Origin of the sequence: Mycobacterium sp. (assembly GCF_032161845.1) — a bacterium.
GTDB lineage: Bacteria > Actinomycetota > Actinomycetes > Mycobacteriales > Mycobacteriaceae > Mycobacterium.
Genome location: NZ_JAVRQA010000035.1, coordinates 1 through 17,095 on the forward strand (window position 1 = coordinate 1; position 17,095 = coordinate 17,095).

Annotated in this window: 19 protein-coding genes and 1 pseudogene; 10 read left to right on the top strand and 10 right to left on the bottom strand. The window is 67.0% G+C overall.

What is annotated here, in order from left to right; translation table 11 throughout:
* Positions 1–228 (bottom strand): annotated as a pseudogene (locus tag QOD90_RS02130) (helix-turn-helix transcriptional regulator); the annotation flags it as partial.
* A 59-nt stretch (positions 229–287) separates the two neighbouring features.
* On the bottom strand, positions 288–1,646 hold the full coding sequence (gene pafA / locus QOD90_RS02135; RefSeq protein ID WP_526346207.1) for a Pup--protein ligase: 1,359 nt from the start codon (positions 1,644–1,646) through the stop codon (positions 288–290).
* Positions 1,647–1,783: 137 nt separating this feature from the next.
* On the opposite strand from pafA, the gene QOD90_RS02140 reads away from it, so the two are divergent.
* From QOD90_RS02140 to QOD90_RS02150, 3 genes are all read left to right on the top strand, one after another.
* Positions 1,784–2,062: a DUF7162 family protein gene (locus QOD90_RS02140; RefSeq protein WP_526346209.1), complete on the top strand. Its 279-nt coding sequence runs from the start codon at positions 1,784–1,786 to the stop codon at positions 2,060–2,062.
* Positions 2,059–3,528, top strand: a complete 1,470-nt coding sequence (locus tag QOD90_RS02145; protein WP_526346211.1) for an alpha/beta hydrolase — start codon at positions 2,059–2,061, stop codon at positions 3,526–3,528. Before QOD90_RS02140 ends, QOD90_RS02145 begins: the two co-directional genes overlap by 4 nt.
* A gap of 62 nt (positions 3,529–3,590) precedes the next feature.
* Positions 3,591–3,818, top strand: a complete 228-nt coding sequence (locus QOD90_RS02150; protein WP_526346213.1) for an Rv1893 family protein — start codon at positions 3,591–3,593, stop codon at positions 3,816–3,818.
* 26 nt (positions 3,819–3,844) lie between these two features.
* Here the strand turns inward: QOD90_RS02150 and QOD90_RS02155 are convergent, their stop codons facing one another.
* Positions 3,845–4,405, bottom strand: coding sequence for a TetR/AcrR family transcriptional regulator (locus QOD90_RS02155; RefSeq protein ID WP_526346215.1), 561 nt, complete (start codon positions 4,403–4,405; stop codon positions 3,845–3,847).
* A gap of 54 nt (positions 4,406–4,459) precedes the next feature.
* Here QOD90_RS02155 and QOD90_RS02160 point away from each other — a divergent pair, with 54 nt between their 5' ends.
* Positions 4,460–5,191 carry an SDR family NAD(P)-dependent oxidoreductase gene (locus tag QOD90_RS02160; protein WP_526346217.1) on the top strand — a complete coding sequence of 244 codons (732 nt, stop codon included), beginning with the start codon at positions 4,460–4,462 and terminating at the stop codon, positions 5,189–5,191.
* Here QOD90_RS02160 and prcA read toward each other — a convergent pair.
* From prcA to dop, 4 genes are all read right to left on the bottom strand, one after another.
* Positions 5,188–5,925 (bottom strand): proteasome subunit alpha, encoded by a 738-nt coding sequence (gene prcA, locus QOD90_RS02165; protein WP_526346219.1) that lies wholly within the window; start codon positions 5,923–5,925, stop codon positions 5,188–5,190. The genes QOD90_RS02160 and prcA overlap by 4 nt on opposite strands.
* Complete coding sequence (prcB, locus tag QOD90_RS02170) at positions 5,922–6,833, bottom strand: proteasome subunit beta (protein WP_526346221.1); 912 nt, start codon at positions 6,831–6,833, stop codon at positions 5,922–5,924. Before prcB ends, prcA begins: the two co-directional genes overlap by 4 nt.
* Positions 6,830–7,024 (bottom strand): ubiquitin-like protein Pup, encoded by a 195-nt coding sequence (locus tag QOD90_RS02175; RefSeq protein ID WP_066830357.1) that lies wholly within the window; start codon positions 7,022–7,024, stop codon positions 6,830–6,832. The genes prcB and QOD90_RS02175 overlap by 4 nt, the downstream gene beginning before the upstream one ends.
* A 116-nt stretch (positions 7,025–7,140) precedes the next feature.
* Positions 7,141–8,649 carry a depupylase/deamidase Dop gene (gene dop / locus QOD90_RS02180; protein ID WP_526346223.1) on the bottom strand — a complete coding sequence of 503 codons (1,509 nt, stop codon included), beginning with the start codon at positions 8,647–8,649 and terminating at the stop codon, positions 7,141–7,143.
* A gap of 47 nt (positions 8,650–8,696) precedes the next feature.
* On the opposite strand from dop, the gene QOD90_RS02185 reads away from it, so the two are divergent.
* Positions 8,697–9,386: a response regulator transcription factor gene (locus QOD90_RS02185; protein WP_526346225.1), complete on the top strand. Its 690-nt coding sequence runs from the start codon at positions 8,697–8,699 to the stop codon at positions 9,384–9,386.
* Here the strand turns inward: QOD90_RS02185 and QOD90_RS02190 are convergent.
* Entirely contained in the window at positions 9,347–10,741 is a 1,395-nt protein-coding gene (locus QOD90_RS02190; protein WP_526346227.1) for a sensor histidine kinase, read from the bottom strand. The genes QOD90_RS02185 and QOD90_RS02190 overlap by 40 nt on opposite strands.
* Before the next feature lie 21 nt (positions 10,742–10,762).
* On the opposite strand from QOD90_RS02190, the gene QOD90_RS02195 reads away from it, so the two are divergent.
* Positions 10,763–11,932, top strand: a complete 1,170-nt coding sequence (locus QOD90_RS02195; RefSeq protein ID WP_526346229.1) for a hypothetical protein — start codon at positions 10,763–10,765, stop codon at positions 11,930–11,932.
* Positions 11,933–12,008: 76 nt separating this feature from the next.
* On the opposite strand, the gene arc is transcribed toward QOD90_RS02195, so the two are convergent.
* Complete coding sequence (gene arc / locus QOD90_RS02200) at positions 12,009–13,814, bottom strand: proteasome ATPase (protein ID WP_526346231.1); 1,806 nt, start codon at positions 13,812–13,814, stop codon at positions 12,009–12,011.
* A gap of 145 nt (positions 13,815–13,959) precedes the next feature.
* On the opposite strand from arc, the gene QOD90_RS02205 reads away from it, so the two are divergent.
* Positions 13,960–14,478 (top strand): MTB12 family secreted protein, encoded by a 519-nt coding sequence (locus QOD90_RS02205; protein ID WP_526346233.1) that lies wholly within the window; start codon positions 13,960–13,962, stop codon positions 14,476–14,478.
* A complete protein-coding gene (gene lppK, locus QOD90_RS02210; RefSeq protein WP_526346241.1) occupies positions 14,478–14,993 on the top strand; it encodes a lipoprotein LppK in 516 nt (171 codons plus the stop codon). The genes QOD90_RS02205 and lppK overlap by 1 nt, the downstream gene beginning before the upstream one ends.
* Here the strand turns inward: lppK and QOD90_RS02215 are convergent, their stop codons facing one another.
* Complete coding sequence (locus tag QOD90_RS02215) at positions 14,994–15,824, bottom strand: class I SAM-dependent methyltransferase (protein ID WP_526346235.1); 831 nt, start codon at positions 15,822–15,824, stop codon at positions 14,994–14,996.
* A gap of 108 nt (positions 15,825–15,932) precedes the next feature.
* Between QOD90_RS02215 and QOD90_RS02220 the strand changes: the two genes are divergently transcribed.
* Both QOD90_RS02220 and QOD90_RS02225 read left to right on the top strand, forming a co-directional pair.
* Positions 15,933–16,778 carry a RecB family exonuclease gene (locus tag QOD90_RS02220; RefSeq protein WP_526346237.1) on the top strand — a complete coding sequence of 282 codons (846 nt, stop codon included), beginning with the start codon at positions 15,933–15,935 and terminating at the stop codon, positions 16,776–16,778.
* Positions 16,775–17,095 (top strand): acyl-CoA thioesterase domain-containing protein (locus QOD90_RS02225; protein WP_526346239.1); only part of this gene is annotated, 321 nt, incomplete at its 3' end. The genes QOD90_RS02220 and QOD90_RS02225, both read left to right, overlap by 4 nt.

Consider the following 17,095-nt stretch of genomic DNA (forward strand, 5'->3'; position numbering starts at 1 on the left):
GTAGCCCTCGGTCGGATCCAGCGACGACACCCGACCGGTCTCCAGCGGGATGCCGAGATCGCGCAGCTCGTTCTTGTCCCGCTCGAACATCCGCGAGAAGGCCTCGTCGCTGGGGCTCTCGGAGTAGCCGGACACGGTTTCGCGGATCCGCTCGGCCGTGATGAACGTGCGGGTGGATAGGAGCGCGATGACCAGATTCATCATCCGCTCGACTTTGGAGATCCCCACCCGGAGAGCTTAATCCCGTGTCGCTCAGCTCCTGCCCGCCGGATGAGCTTAGTGCCCCGTCACATGCTGGCGATGAGCCGCTTGACCCGCTCGTCGACCGACCGGAACGGGTCCTTGCACAACACCGTGCGCTGCGCCTGATCGTTGAGTTTGAGGTGCACCCAGTCAACGGTGAAGTCGCGGCCCGCCGCTTGCGCGGCGCTGATGAACTCGCCCCGAAGCTTGGCGCGGGTGGTCTGCGGCGGCTCGTTGACCGCCGCGTCGATGTCCTCGTCGGTCGTGATGCGGGCGGCCAAGCCCTTGCGCTGCAGCAGATCGAACACGCCGCGACCGCGCTTGATGTCGTGGTAGGCGAGGTCGAGCTGCGCGATCTTCGGATCCGACAACTCCATGTCGTACCGGTCCTGATAGCGCTCGAACAGCTTCTTCTTGATGACCCAGTCGATCTCGGTGTCGACCTTGGCGAAGTCCTGGGCTTCCACTGCGTCGAGCTGCCGACCCCACAGATCGACGACCTGCTCGATCTGGGCGTTGGGCTCGCGGGTCTGCAGGTGTTCGACGGCGCGGCTGTAGTACTCCCGCTGAATGTCGAGCGCACTGGCCTGCCGACCACCGGCGAGTCGCACCGGCCTGCGGCCCGTCAGATCGTGGCTGACTTCGCGGATCGCGCGGATTGGGTTGTCGAGCGAGAAGTCGCGGAAGGGCACGCCCGCCTCGATCATCTCGAGCACCAGGGCGGCGGTGCCCACCTTGAGCATGGTGGTGGACTCGCACATGTTGGAGTCGCCGACGATGACGTGCAGGCGACGGTACTTCTCGGCGTCGGCGTGCGGTTCGTCGCGGGTGTTGATGATCGGCCTGCTGCGGGTGGTCGCGCTCGAGACGCCCTCCCAGATGTGCTCGGCACGCTGGCTCAGGCAAAACGCGGCGGCCTTCGGCGTCTGCAGCACTTTGCCCGCGCCGCAGATCAATTGGCGCGTGACGAGGAACGGCAGCAGGACGTCCGAGATCCTGGAGAACTCGCCGGCCCGCACGATCAGGTAGTTCTCGTGGCAGCCGTAGGAGTTGCCCGCGGAGTCGGTGTTGTTCTTGAACAGGTAGATGTCGCCACCGATGCCTTCGTCGGCGAGCCGCTGTTCGGCATCGATCAGAAGGTCCTCGAGGACCCGCTCACCCGCGCGATCGTGGGTGACGAGCTGAACGAGGCTGTCACATTCGGCGGTCGCATACTCGGGATGGGAGCCGACGTCGAGGTAGAGGCGCGCGCCATTGCGCAGAAATACGTTGGAACTGCGGCCCCACGAGACCACGCGCCGGAAGAGGTAACGGGCAACTTCGTCGGGAGACAGGCGTCGGTGGCCATGAAAAGTGCACGTCACACCGAATTCTGTCTCGATCCCCATGATTCGCCGCTGCACCTAGTCGAGCTTACGGGTTACCGGTCCAGCACGTCTTGACACCCGCCGCGCGTTTCGTAAACGCAACCGATGAGCACCGGTTTCCGCCCCTGTGGATGAATCGAGCGGACCGGGCGTCCCGTTGGTCACCATCGGGCATGGGGACTGTGCGGATGGACGCAACGGCGGTGCGGGCCATCGCCGACCAGGTACTCGAGGGCGCCGATCGACTCGATGAGATCCGTTGGCCCACGATGGCTTCGGACGCGCTGGTCGGATCCGCCGTCAGCTCGACCACCGCGCTCCACGTCGCCGAGGATCGCCTCGCCGACGTCGTCGCTCACCTGCGCACCTGGGCGGCGACCGTGCGCGCGGCCGCGACGGCCATCGAGCAGACCGAAGTTCGTCACGCAGATCGGCTCGGCGGGTCGCGATGAGCCGGCCGTCGCTGATTCAGGCCAGGGCGTGGCGCCCGGACGCACTGCGAGAGCTGGCCGATTCGTGGGACGAGGCCGCCCGCGTCATCCATGGCGAAGCCACCGCGGCCTCGAAGGCAGGGCAGGGCACCGGACCGGTGTGGTCGGGGTCCAGCGCCGACGCGGCGCGACACGACGCCGAAGGCTTCGCCGCGGAGGGCGACGCCATCGCCAGGGCCCTGGTCCTTGCGGCGGTCGCGGCCCGCGACGGAGCCGGTCAGCTCGCTGCAGCGCAGGCCCATGTCGAGGCGCTCGTCGAGGTGGCAGGCGAAGAGGGCTTCCTGGTCGGGGACGACGGATCGGTGCTGCCCGCGGCGCCGCCCTCGGCACTGCTGATCATGTTGGCGGGCAACGATGCCGGGGTGGCCGTGGATCTGCTGGCGGCGCGTGGCACCGAACTGTCGCGGCAGATCACCGACGCGTTGGATGCGCTCGGGGCGGCCGACGCGGACGCCGCAAGGGACGTCCGCGACGCCTTCGACTCGATGGGCCGGACCACGGACCCCGCCCTTGGCAATACCAATGGGGTGCCGTGGGACGTCAGGGTCGCCGCCAATCGCACCAACATCGCGCAGGCCGTCGTCGATCGACTGGGTGACCACCAGTCGTCCGAGCGCACCACCTTCTACCGGGGTTTGCTCGGCGAGATCGAGGACCCCACCGGCACCGGGCACCGCATCGACCGCAAGATCCTGGCGTTCGATCCAGCGCGCGAATCGCTGATCGAACTCAACGGTGACCTGGCCATGGCGAGCAGCCTCGCGGTGCTGGTTCCCGGGATGAACACCACGATCGATGGTTCCGCGGCGAGTACCAAATCCGCTCGTCAGTTCGTGTCCGCGACCCGCGGCGAAGTCGCCGCCATCACCTTCCTCGGCGGCCCGTTTCCCGGCGATGACAACGTGGTCGGGGCGCTCGTCGAGGCGGCCAGTCCGCGTTTCGCGATGAACATGGCGCCGCGACTGGTGGCGTTCAGCCGAGACGTCGACGCCGTGACCCATGCTGGGGGCAGGCGGATACCCGTCACCTACGTCGGGCACTCCTACGGCGGATCGATCCTCGGCACGGCGGAGGCGTTGGGGCTGACGGCCGACCGGACCCTGTACGCCGCCGCGGCGGGCGCGGGCTTCGGGGTCGACGGTCCCGACGACTGGCACAACCGAAACCCACACGTGTTGCGGTTCTCGATGACGGCGCCAGGCGATCCCATCCAGCTCGTTCAGGGCCTCCCCGGTGGTCCGCACGGCGCCGACCCGGACGAGATGTCCGGCGTAATCCATTTGGCGACAGGCCGTTACGACGATGGTCGACCGATGGCGGGCCTCAACGCGCACACCGACGTGTTGAGCGCGCCGGCGTCCGACGCGTGGCGCAACGTGCTTGCGGTCATCACCGGCGACCGCGCGCACATCGTGCTGGCCGGCTGACCGTCGGCAGGTGACGTCAGGGTCTACAGTCAACCGAAAGTCGTCGTGAAGAGGAGAATCTGATGGGCTTCAACCCGAAGGACGCAATCGAATCGGTCAGGGACATCGCGACGAACGCCGTCGAGAAGTCCGCCGACATCGTCGACAGCGCGGGCCACATCATCAAGGGCGACGTCTCGGCGGGCGTCGAGGGCATCGTCGCGAGCTCGCTGGACATCGCCACCCACTCGGTGGACAAGATCAAGGAGATCGCCACCGGCAGGAACGACGACGCCGACGAAATCGAGTGACGTCGCGCCCACTGCGCGAACAGAATTCACACCCCCGAGCGCAGCCCATCCAGCATGAAGCCGAGATGGCGACGCCAGACCGCGTCATCGCCGCCGGACATCGAGATCACCTTCGACATCGCCCACACCAGCGTGGCCAGATCGGCGGCACCGAAGTCGGGCCGCAACACCCCGGCGTCCCGGGCCCGCTGCGCGACGGCATCCAACACTCCCCCGGCCCTGCCGCACTCGGCGGCGACGTCGACGGTGCCCACCGGGCTGCGGGCTATCGCCTCGTTCATGGCACGGTCCCTGGCTTGCATGACGAATACGCCATCGAGGAACTGAACGAACCCGTTCCAGACGTCGGGGTCGGCGGCGGCGACCTGGGCCAGCGCGTCGAACGCAGCCAGCTGATTTGGCAGTACCGCGTCGAGTAGCGCGCCACGGTTCGGAAAGTGGTTGTACAGGGTGCCGATACTCACGCCCGCACGCCGCGCGACCTCGTCGAGCGGCACGTCCACACCGCGTTCGGCGAACAACTCGGCCGCCGCGGCCGTCAGCCGGTCGCGGTTGCGCACCGCATCGGCACGCATGGCACCGGACATGGACCGATGATACATAAGTTGAGCCGAGCCTCATGTTGTGCTAATAAGTTGAGTATGACCTCAACTTCTGCTCGCCCCGTTCTCGTGGTGGTGGGGGCGGGCCCGGGCCTCGGACTGTCGGTGGCTCACCGCTTCGGATCCGAGGGCTACGCCGTCGCCTTGATCTCCCGCTCCGCCGACCGGCACGGCGACTATTTGCAGTCACTCGCCGCCGCGGACATCGACGCCGCGGCATTCGTCGCGGACGCGACGGACTCAGCAGCCCTTCGCGAGGCCGTCGGTGCTGCTCGCGCACACTTTGGCCGGATCGACGTGGGCTATTACGGACCCGCCGCAGCGGTCCCAGTGGCAGGCATCACCGAGCTTGACGCCGCAGGCGCGAGGACCGCCCTGCTCGGTGTGGTGCCCGCGGTGGACTTCGCGTCGTTGATACTGCCCGAATTGACGAGCCGCGGCAGCGGCGGCCTTCTGTTCGCCGGCGGCCTGAGCAGCGTCGTTCCCATGCCACCCCTTGGTGGTCTGGCGTTGGCTGCGGCAGCCCTCCGCACCTACGCCCTCACCCTCCACGCCGCGCTTGCCAAGGATGGGGTGTACGCCGGAACGCTGACCATCGGTGGCCTGATCGAGCGGGGTGACATCCATCGGACGATGCTCGAGCACCCCGATGCGTTCGGGAACATCACGGCATCCACCCTGAGTCCCGACGCGTTGGCCGACACGCTGTGGCAGCTCTTTCGGGATCGCACCGACCCAGAGGCGGTGGTCGACGCATTGACCGCGACCTAGTCGGAGCGCTCTGATTCCTCAACCGGGAGAAGTGCTTCCAGCGCCGAACCCGTGATGCGGCGGAACGCCCGCCGTGGACGGTTGGCGTCGAGGATCGCGATCTCCAGCGTCGACGGCCCGAGAGTGCGGGGTTCAGCGCCGTTGCCTGCGCCGTCGGCGATGCCGGCCTTGAGCGCGTCGACGGCGATCTTCGCTGCCTCGCTCAAGCTGGCATTCTCGGTGAACGAGTCGTTCAACGCGGTGATGATCGGCTCGGTGGTACCGCCCATCACGACGAAGTGCGGTTCGTCGGCGATGGAGCCGTCGTAGGTGATGCGGTACAGCTCAGGCGGTTTCGTCTCGCCGAAGTGGGCCACCTCGGCGACGCAGAGTTCGACCTCGTAGGGCTTGGCCTGCTCGGTGAAGATCGTGCCGAGCGCCTGGGCATAGCGGTTGGCCAGCTGACGCCCGGTGACGTCGCGCCGGGAGTAGGCGTACCCCTGCGTGTCGGCGAGCTGAATACCGCCGCGGCGCAGGTTGTCGAACTCGTTGAAACGCCCGACCGCGGCGAAGCCGACCCGGTCGTACAACTCGGACACCTTCTGCAGCGATCGCGACGGGTTCTCGGCGACGAACAGCACGCCACCGGAATACGCCAGCGCAATGACGCTGCGCCCGCGCGAGATGCCCTTGCGCGCGAGATCCGAACGCTCCCGCATCGCCTGCTCGGGTGAGATGAAATACGGGAAGCTCACAGCTCGACCGTCCCGTCATCAATACTGAAAGATGTGTCGCTAGACCGGCGTTCGACGACGTCGCGCGCCAACTCGGCGATGTGGGCCTCGGTGATTTCCTCCGCGCCCTCGGCTCTGATCACCACCGCGGTCGGGTAGATGCCGCGCACCAGGTCTGGGCCGCCGGTTGCCGAGTCGTCGTCCGCTGCGTCGTAGAGAGCCTCGATGGCCACGCTGAGCGCCGATTCGGCATCCGTCACGCGGGAGTACAGCTTCTTGATCGACGACTTCGCGAAGATCGAGCCCGACCCCACCGACTGGTAACCCTCGAGCTCGACGTTCCAGCCACCTGCGGCGTCGAAGGACACGATGCGTCCGGCGCCCCGGGGATCGGGATCGTCGAGGTCGTAGCCGACCAGCAGCGGCAGCGCCACGAAACCCTGCAATGCCGCGCCGAGATTGCCGCGCACCATGATCGCCAGCCGGTTGACCTTGCCTGCGAACGTCAGTGCAACGCCCTCGAGCTTCTCGTAGTGCTCGAGCTCAACGGCGTAGAGGCGGGCGAACTCCACCGCGATCGCCGCGGTGCCCGCGATGCCCGTTGCGGTGTAGTCGTCGGTGACGTGAATCTTCTGCACGTCACGCCCAGCAATCATGTTGCCCTGCGTCGACCGGCGATCACCGGCGATCATCACCCCACCGGGAAACTTGATCGCCACGATGGTGGTGCCATGCGGCACCGCATTCGAGACCGGCATGGCATTGCCGAGAGGAACGTTGTCGACCGGGACGCCGGCGGGCAGCAGGTGCGGTGCCTGCAGACGCAGCAATTCGGAGAACGACGACGTGTCCATCGAAGGCAAATGCGATCCGGGAAGTCCGGGGATCTGAGGGGAAGGTGACGGCCGATCGTTATGCGGCCAGGTCACTGTCCGCCCTTTTGGACGTACGCGCGAACGAAGTCCTCCGCGTTCTCTTCGAGCACGTCGTCGATCTCGTCAAGCAGATCGTCGGTCTCCTCGGTGAGCTTCTCGCGACGCTCCTGGCCAGCCGCAGTACTGCCGGTGGGGTCGTCGTCATCGCCGCCGCCGCCACCACGCTTGGTCTGCTCCTGAGCCATCGCTGCCTCCTGCTCGTCTTCAGTGCTTGTCGATTCCTCGCGCAAGCGCTCGTCAGCGGACTCACAGGGCCCGCCGGTTCTTCCACCCTACCGGGCGATGGCCAGAATGCCGGTTGTCAGGTCGTGAGCTGCGCGACGAGTTCGGCCGCACTGTCCACCGAGTCGAGCAACGCCCCCACGTGCGCTTTGCTTCCGCGCAGCGGCTCAAGGGTGGGAATTCGCACCAGTGCGTCGCCGCCGAGGTCGAAGATCACCGAGTCCCAGCTGGCCGCCGCGATGTCGGCACCGAACCTGCGCAGGCACTCACCGCGGAAGTACGCACGGGTGTCGGTGGGCGGATTGTCGACGGCGTCGATCACCTGCTGCTCCGTGACGAGGCGCTTCATCGAACCGCGTGCCACCAGCCGGTTGTAGAGCCCCTTGTCGAGGCGGACGTCCGAGTACTGCAGGTCGACAAGGTGCAGGCGCGGCGCCGACCAGCCGAGGTTCTCCCGCTGCCGGAAGCCTTCGAGGAGCCGCAGTTTGGCGGGCCAGTCGAGGATCTCGGCGCACTCCATCGGGTCGCGCTCGAGCAGGTCGAGCACGCCCGCCCAGGTTTCGAGCACGCGCGTGGCAGTGGGGTCGGGATCGCGCGCGTCGACCAACTTGGCCACCCGGTCGAGGTAGATCCGTTGCAGCGCAAGGGCGGTCAGCTCACGACCGTCGGACAGTGCGATGGTGGCGCGCAGCGACGGGTCGCGGCTCACCACGTGCACGGCGTGAACGGGGCGCGCCAACGCCAGATCGGAGAGGTCCAACCCGTGGGCCGGCCCCTCTTCGATGAGGTCGAGCACCAGCGAGGTGGTTCCGACCTTCAGATACGTGGACGTCTCGGCCAGGTTGGCGTCACCGATGATGACGTGCAGGCGCCGGTACTTGTCGGCGTCGGCATGAGGCTCGTCACGGGTGTTGATGATGCCGCGCTTCAGGGTGGTCTCGAGACCGACCTCGACCTCGATGTAATCGGCGCGCTGCGAGAGCTGGAAGCCAGGCTCGTCGCCCGCGGGGCCGATGCCGACGCGGCCGGAGCCGGTGACGACCTGGCGCGACACCAGGAACGGGGTGAGGCCGGCGATCACCGCGGAGAACGGGGTCTGGCGGCTCATCAGGTAGTTCTCGTGCGTTCCGTAAGACGCGCCCTTGCCGTCCACGTTGTTCTTGTAGAGCTGCAGTTTGACCGCCCCTGGCACGCTGGCGACGTGCCGCGCCGCCGCCTCCATCACGCGCTCGCCCGCCTTGTCCCAGATGACCGCATCCAGCGGATCGGTCACCTCCGGCGCCGAGTACTCGGGGTGGGCATGATCGACGTAGAGCCGAGCGCCGTTGGTCAGAATCATGTTTGCGGCTCCGACCTCGTCGGCGTCCACGATGGGCGGCGGCCCGCTGGCCCGGCTCAGATCGAAGCCACGGGCGTCGCGCAGGGGCGATTCCACCTCGTAGTCCCACCGCGTCCGCTTTGCCCGCTGGATACCCGCGGCGGCGGCGTAGGCGAGGACCGCCTGGGTGGACGTCAAGATCGGATTCGCGGTCGGATCGGACGGCGAGGAGATGCCGTACTCGACCTCGGTACCGATGATCCGTTGCATGCCCTCAGCCTAGGGGGTTGGCTCGTGCTGGAAGAATCGGGGACGACATGAAAGTCCTGATCGTCGAAGACGAACCGCTCCTGGCGTCGACCCTGACGATTGGGCTGCGCGCCGAGGGATTCGCGGTCGTGGCCGTCCCGACGGGGGTCGACGGACTGTCCCACGCCGTCGAGGACGACTACGACGTAATCGTCCTCGACAACATGCTGCCCGGTCTCAACGGCTATGAAGTGCTGCGGCGCATGCGGGCCCGCGGAGTCTGGACCCCGGTGCTGATGCTGACCGCCAAGGACGGCGAGTATGACCAGACCGACGCCTTCGACCTCGGCGCCGACGACTATCTGACGAAGCCCTTCTCGTTCATCGTGCTGGTGGCACGACTGCGGGCCCTGGTGCGGCGAGCGCGACCTCAACGACCGGCCGTGCTCACGGCCGGATCGTTGACGCTGGATCCGTCCCGCAGGGAGGTGCAGCGCGATGACACCACCATCTCGCTGACCCCACGGGAGTACGGCCTGCTCGAATACTTGCTGCGCAACAAGGACACCGTCGTCACCAAGTCCGAGATCCTGCAGGGCGTCTGGGATGCCAACTACGACGGCGCCGACAACGTCGTCGAGGTGTACATCGGCTACGTGCGCCGCAAGATCGACATTCCGTTCGGCACCAAGACGATCGAGACCGTCCGCGGGGCCGGCTACCGACTCGACTCGGGCGGCTCGGTAAGGGGCAGCTGAACCGTCACCTTCGTCCCGGAGCCGATGGCCGTGCCGATACCGGAGCCGATGGTGACCTGCCCGCCGTGGGCCATCACGATCTCCCGCACGATCGCCAGGCCAAGGCCCGTGCCGCCGGAACTTCTCGACCTCTCCTGATCCAGCCGCACGAAGCGATCGAAGACGCGCTGTCGGTCTGCCGCTGCGATTCCCGGTCCGTCGTCACAGACCTCCACCTCGACGCGATCGGCGCCCTGCCGAACCACGACTTCCACCCGCGAAACGGCATGTCGGACAGCATTGTTCAGCAGGTTGCGCAACACCCTGGACAACGCAGCCGGATCCCCCGTCAGCCGAGCCGGGGCCAGGTCGGCATGCACGTCGAGATCGATCTGGCGACGCAGGCGATCGAGTTCCGCAGCCGCGAGATCGTCGAGGTCGACGTCCTCGCGGGCGATGTCGAGACCACGTTCGTCGGCTTTGGCGAGCAGCAGCAGGTCGTCGATGAGCGCCTTCATCCGCAGGGCCTCTGGCATCAGCGTGGTGGTGGCGAGGTCGCCGCTGAGCACTTCCGGGTGGGCCACCGCCACCTCGAGGGCCGAGATGATGGTCGTCAAGGGGCTTCGCAACTCGTGCGACGCGTCGCCGATGAATCGCTGCTGTGCGTCGTGGCCCGCCTCGATGCGCGCGAGCATCTCGTTCATCGTGACCGCCAGGGCCGCGATCTCGTCGCGGCTGTCGGGCACCGGAACACGCTCGGCGAGATCCGACGTGGTGATGTCGGCAACCCGGGATCGGATGTCGTCGACCGACTTCATGGAGCGACGCACCAGGACGTAGGTGGCCGCCGCGGACACGGCGATCACCACCGGCGCGGCGATCGCCAACGCGACGACGACGGCCCACACGGTCGACACGATCGCCGCGCTGCCCTCCCCGACGAGGATCGTGTAGCGGGCGTCGGGTCCAGCCACGGTTTGAGCACTGAAGCGGATCCGGCCGAAGGGCGAGGACTGTTCGGGCATTCCGATGCGAAGCCCGTCACCCAAGTCCTTCATCGCGACGAGGGGCGTGTCCGGCGCCGACGGAGATCGCCGGACCACCGTGCCGTCCTGGGCGATCACCTGAATTGCCACGATCCGCTGGTCGGTCTGCAGCATCGCCGGGTCGATGCCCGCCGCTCCCCCGCTCGAGACTTGCTGAGCCACCTCGCCGACCCGATTGGCCGCCGCGGAGTCGATGCCGGACAACATGGTTCGGTAGAGAATCGCCGCGAGCCCGGCCCCCGCGATACCGAGGGCCACGAACACCACCGCCGCCGCGACGAACGCGGATCTGGCCGATATGCCCCAGTTCGCCGTGAGTCTTCTCGCCATAGCGGCCACCAGTCCATCACAATGTTTGCCGTGCCCGACATGCAGCAGGTCCACGAGTGGTTTCTGCATCGCGGCCTGCCATTGGTGCTCGCCAGGCGGGTGCGCTCACGTGATCTCATCGCGCGGTCCGCCCCGATGGTCAGCGGGGTCGGCGCGCTCACCGCCGTGACCATGCTGTTGGCCGAGGTCACCGGCGGCTCCCCGGACTACGGCTACTCGGTGCGCCTCGGCATCATCGCGGCGGTTCTGGTCGCCGCACCGTTCGCGCTGTATCTACTTCATCGCCTCGATACGACGCGCGGTGAGGTGGGCCGCCGGACGGCCGCACTGATGGTGATGGCGATCTTCGTCGTCGTGATGCCCGTGACGGTCAGCGGATGGTCCGGCGCCGCCGCGGCCGAGGCTCCTGCGTTCGTCGCCATCACCCTGCTGGCGATCTGGCTCACCTACATCGGCTTCGGCGCGATCGTCGGATGGGCGTTCCGGTTCGCCTGGGTGCAGTTGGGCGCGCTCGGCACCCTGATGAGCCGCGCCCTTCCGCTGCTGATGCTGACCGTGGTGGTGTACTTCACCGGCGAACTGTGGCAACTCGCTGCCCGCATGACCCGCCAAAGGCTCTGGCAGGTCATTGGTTTCCTGGCGTTCATCGCGTTGGTCTTCGTCGTGTCCACGATTCGCGACGAGGTGCGTGCGCTGCGCGACGACCGCGCCGAACAGACCGATTCCGCCAGCCTGCTCGCCGGTACCCCGTTGAACGTTGCGCCCGGCGATCGGATTCCGCGCACCGCGCTGTCCCGCGCCGAGCAGATCAACGTCGTGGCCGTGATGGTGGTGTCCCAGGCGATCCAGGTCGTGTTCTTCACCTCGGGCCTGTTCGCGTTCTTCCTCGCCCTCGGCATCATCGCGGTGCCCTACGACGTCGCCGTGCTGTGGTCAGCCGAGCAGACCTGCGCGATCGGTGAACCACCTTGCGCCGGAACGTGGTTCGGGATTCACATTCCGATTCCCCAGACCATCGTCCACATGTCGCTGTTCGTCGCGGTCCTGTCCGGGCTCTACTTCACGGTGAGCACCAGCGTCGATCCGCTGTACCGGCAACGCTTCTTCGACCCCCTGATCGCCGACGTGGCGGTGAGCCTCGCGGGACGCGACGCCTATCTGGCGATGGAGGGCGCCCGTCCGGCTAGCTAGCCGTCGCGAGTAGACGTAAATGCCCCTCAATCATGACAATTGAGGGGCATTTACGTCTGCTCGCGGGAGAGGGTGCCTACAGGTACTGCCCTAGGTTCGACTCGGTATCGATGGCCCTGCTGGCACTCGACGACTTACCGGTGACGAGCGTGCGGATGTAGACGATCCGCTCGCCCTTCTTGCCGGAGATCCTGGCCCAGTCATCGGGATTCGTGGTGTTGGGCAGGTCTTCGTTCTCGGCGAATTCATCGACGATCGAGTCGAGCAGATGCTGAATCCGAAGGCCATGCTGGCCGCTTTCCAGCACCGACTTGATCGCGAACTTCTTCGCCTTGTCGACGACGTTCTGGATCATGGCTCCGGAGTTGAAGTCCTTGAAGTACATGACCTCCTTGTCACCGTTGGCGTAGGTGACCTCCAGGAATCGGTTCTCGTCGACCTCGGCGTACATCCGGTCGACGACCTTCTCGATCATCGCCTTGATGCAGGCGCCTCGATCGCCGCCGAACTCGGCGAGATCGTCGGCGTTCACCGGCAGGTTCTCGGTCAGATACTTCGAGAAGATGTCCTGTGCCGCTTCGGCATCCGGGCGCTCGATCTTGATCTTGACGTCCAAGCGGCCGGGCCGCAGGATCGCCGGGTCGATCATGTCCTCGCGGTTGGAGGCACCGATGACGATGACGTTCTCCAGGCCTTCGACACCGTCGATCTCACTTAGAAGCTGTGGGACGACGGTGGTCTCCACGTCGGAGGACACCCCGGTGCCGCGCGTCCGGAAGATGGAGTCCATCTCGTCGAAGAACACGATCACCGGCGTACCTTCGGACGCCTTCTCCCTGGCGCGCTGGAAGATCAGCCGGATGTGACGCTCGGTCTCGCCGACGAACTTGTTCAGCAGCTCCGGGCCCTTGATGTTGAGGAAGTAGGACTTCGCCTCGCGGGCGTCCTCACCACGCACCTCGGCCATCTTCTTGGCGAGCGAGTTGGCCACGGCCTTGGCGATGAGCGTCTTGCCGCACCCGGGGGGACCGTAGAGGAGCACGCCCTTCGGGGGCCGCAGCGAGTACTCGCGGTAGAGGTCCTTGTGCAGGAACGGCAGTTCCACGGCGTCGCGGATCTGCTCGATCTGCCGAGTCAGGCCACCGATGTCGTGGTAGCTGACGTCGGGCACCTCCTCGAGTACCAGGTCCTCCACCTCGGCCTTGGGGATGCGCTCGAAGGCGTACCCGGCCTTGGTGTCGACCAGTAGGGAGTCACCGGGCCGGAGCTTCCTCGGCTTGCGGTCGTTGTCGTTGTCGTCGTCGGCGGCGATCTCCTCTGGCAGGAATTCCGCGGCGACGAGAGGTTCGGCGAGCCAGACGATGCGTTCTTCGTCGGCGTGCCCGACGACGAGCGCGCGGTGGCCGTCGGACAGGATCTCGCGCAGGGTGCTGATCTCGCCGACTGCCTCGAACGCGTTCGCCTCGACGACGGTCAGCGCCTCGTTGAGGCGGACCGTCTGCCCTTGCTTGAGTTCGGCCACCTCGATGTTCGGTGAGCACGTCAGCCGCATCTTGCGGCCGGAGGTGAACACGTCGACGGTGTCGTCGGAGTGCGCGGCCAGCAGCACGCCGTAACCGCTGGGCGGCTGACCCAGTCGATCCACCTCTTCGCGGAGCGCCAGCAACTGTTGACGGGCCTCCTTGAGGGTGTCCATCAGCTTGGCGTTGCGCGCCGCGAGGGAGTCGATTCGGGCTTCGAGTTGATGGACGTCCCGCGCACTACGGAGGCCGCTGTCGGGCCCAACCGCCTGCTCGAGCTGCTCGCGCAGCGCAGCGGCTTCGCGGCGGAGTTGTTCCAATTCGGCAGCGTCATCGCTGGACATGGGCTCTGGCTCACTCATGTTGCGCCCCTTCCCGCACCGAAAATTGGTGCAGTAACAACTTCAACGCTACCGGCGATTCAGTCTTTGTGTGCGCTGTAGGAATTCGACACACCAGCAACACTGTTAGCCTCCATGATGAGTTAGGCCGATCGAAAGGACAGCCGTGATCCTGAAAACCCTCGTTACCGGCGTGGCAGCAGCAGCCGTCGTAGCCGCAGCAGCGGGTGGTGTGACTTCCATTGCATCGAGCTCGAGCTCGGGCGCGCCGTCGACGACAGCTGCCATCCAGCCGGTCGTCATGGGCATCCCGATGCCTCAGGCACCTGCGCCGGATCTCCAGGCTCCGCTGATGCAGACCCTCAACGGCCTCGCCGGCGGAGGCTCGTTCTCCGGCGCCAAGGGCACGTACATCGAGGGTGGCCTCGGCCGCATCGAAGGCATCGCCGCCGACCGCGAGTACAGCAAGGCCGCGGCGAAGGGTTACTTCCCGCTGAGCTTCGTCGTCGCCGACATCGATTCCGACATTGCTTCCGGCGGTGGCAGCGCGACCGCGAACGTCACGGCTACGGCGAACACCGGCGCCTCGAAGACCGAGCCGGTCCTCTTCGTCGCGGGCCCCAGCCCGACCGGCTGGCAGATCTCGAAGCAGTCCGCCCTGGCGCTGCTGTCCTCGTCGAGCTGATCCGCCGCACCCCAGCAACAGTCCTGAGCGCCGTCACCTTGGTGGCGGCGCTCGGGTTTGCGGGGTGTGCCGATGAAAATCCCTCGGCCACGTCGCAGACCGACCGGCCGACGGCAGGCACGTCGAGGCCCTCGATGCCGACGGTCGCTCCCCTACCTCCGGTCGACCAGCTGACGGGTGTGCTCTACCGGCTGGCCGACACTTCGATTCCCGCTGAGCAGAAGGTCGGCTTGGTGCAGTACGCCACGGTCGACGACGAGGCCGCCCTGACCAACTTCGGCGAAGCGCTCGAGGCCAGCGGATTCACTCCGCTGACGGTCGATGCCACCAACCTGCAGTGGGCAGGCGACCCGGGCCACGTCGTCGCCGACGTGACGATCGGCTCGGCCAATCCCGTGGTCCGCCCGTTCACCTACCCCATGGACTTCGCGCCGATCCGCGACACCTGGCAGCTCAGCAGGCGCACCGCCGACCAGCTGCTGCCGATGGTCCCCGGGCCGCCACCGCCCGGTTAGCTACACCGTTGGCCGCTTGCGGCGGTACGGCGCGGGCGTCACGGTGCCCGGCGCGAGCTTGCGGGCACTGACCAGGAATGCGGTATGACCGCGCATCGAATGCTGTGGGCGCACCGCGAGTCCGACGACGTCCCACCCGCGCTGTAGCGACTCCCAGGCACGCGGCTCGGTCCAGCACAACTGCTCGCGCATGGCCTCGACCACCCGCGACAGCTGCGTCACCGTGGCGACGTAGACCATCAGGACACCGCCGGAGACCAAGGCGCCCGCGACCGCCTCGAGCACCTCCCAAGGCGCCAGCATGTCCAGCACCGCACGATCGACCTCTGGCCCGTCATAGGTCACCAGGTCGGCGATCCGGAGGTCCCAGTTCGCGGGCCGCTCGCCGTAGAACGTCATGACGTTGCGCTCGGCATGCACCGCGTGGTCCTCGCGCACCTCGTAGGACACCACGGAGCCCTCCGGACCGACCGCCCGCAGCAACGAGCACGTCAAGGCGCCCGACCCGGCACCGGCCTCGAGCACACGGGCCCCAGGGAAGATGTCCCCCTCGTGCACGATCTGGGCGGCGTCCTTCGGATAGATCACCTGCGCACCGCGCGGCATCGACAGCACATAGTCGATGAGCAGTGGCCGCAGGACCAGGAAGGGATCGCCGTTGGCCGACTTCACCACGCTGCCTTCGGGCTGCCCGATCACGGAATCGTGCGCGATCCCGCCGCGGTGGGTGTGGTACTCACCGCCCGCGGCGAGCACCATCGTGTAATGCCGACTCTTCGCGTCGGTCAGCTGGACACGATCGCCGACTTCGAACGGACCGGAGCGTTTCACAGCTGTTCAGCCTGCCAGCAGACCCGCCGCACCGGGTGCCCGGGTTGTCGGTCGCGGGTCATAGGCTCCGGAGGGCAGGAGCGAAGCGACCCGGGAGGGGACGAGCACATGAGTGACGACGCACCGGTTCGGCGGCCGGCCTTGTCACCGTCCCGGGCCAGCGACTTCAAGCAGTGCCCGCTGCTGTATCGCTTGCGCGCCATCGACCGACTGCCAGAGCCTGCGTCGCCTGCGCAGGTGCGTGGATCGGTCGTGCACGGCGCGCTGGAACGGCTGTACGCACTGCCCGCGGCCAGCCGAGTGCCCGACACCGCGATCACCCTGGTCGAGCCTGCATGGGAGGAGATCGCCGCGGCGCGCCCCACGCTCGCCACCGACATCACCCCGGAAGTTCAGGTCAAGCTGCTCGACGAGGCCCGCGCGCTTCTGTCGGGCTATTACCGGCTGGAGGATCCGACGCGGTTCGATCCGGAGAGCTGCGAGCAACGGGTGGAAGTCGAACTGTCCGATGGCACGCTGCTGCGCGGTTTCGTCGACCGGATCGACGTCGCCGCCACCGGCGAGCTGCGGGTGGTGGACTACAAGACGGGCAAGGCCCCCGCGGTCACCCGCGAACTCGCCGAGGCCAAGGCGATGTTCCAGATGAAGTTCTACGCGGTGGCGCTTCTGCGGTCCCGCGGCGTACTGCCCGCCCGCCTCCGGTTGCTATACCTCGCCGACGGCCAGGTCCTGGACTACACGCCGGACCTGGACGAGCTGGTGCGCTTCGAGAAGACGTTGATGGCGATGTGGCAGGCGATCCAATCTGCCGGCGTGACAGGCGATTTCCCGCCGAAGCCCTCACGCATGTGTGACTGGTGCGCCCACCACGAGCACTGCCCCACCTTCGGTGGCACACCGCCGCCATATCCCGGCTGGCCAACTGCAGCAGACCACGCGGAGCCCGCTGCGTGATCGGCAGTCACTACCGTCGACTCGGCACCGACGGCGAATACCAGGTGTTCGAATCGACGGCGGGCACCGCCAGCAACTGGAATGCCGAGATACAGCACGGTTCACCACCTTTGGCGTTGATGACCAAGGCCATCGAGGAGTTGGCGATTGGATCCGGGCTGCGCATCGCGCGGGTCACTCTCGACCTTCTCGGCGCCGTGCCCGTCGCGCCGGTCAGGGTCCGGGCGTGGGTGCTGCGACCCGGCGCCAGGATCTCACTGATGGCCGCGGAGATGACGGCGAAGGCCCCCACCGGCAGCGACCGGACGGTCGCCAGG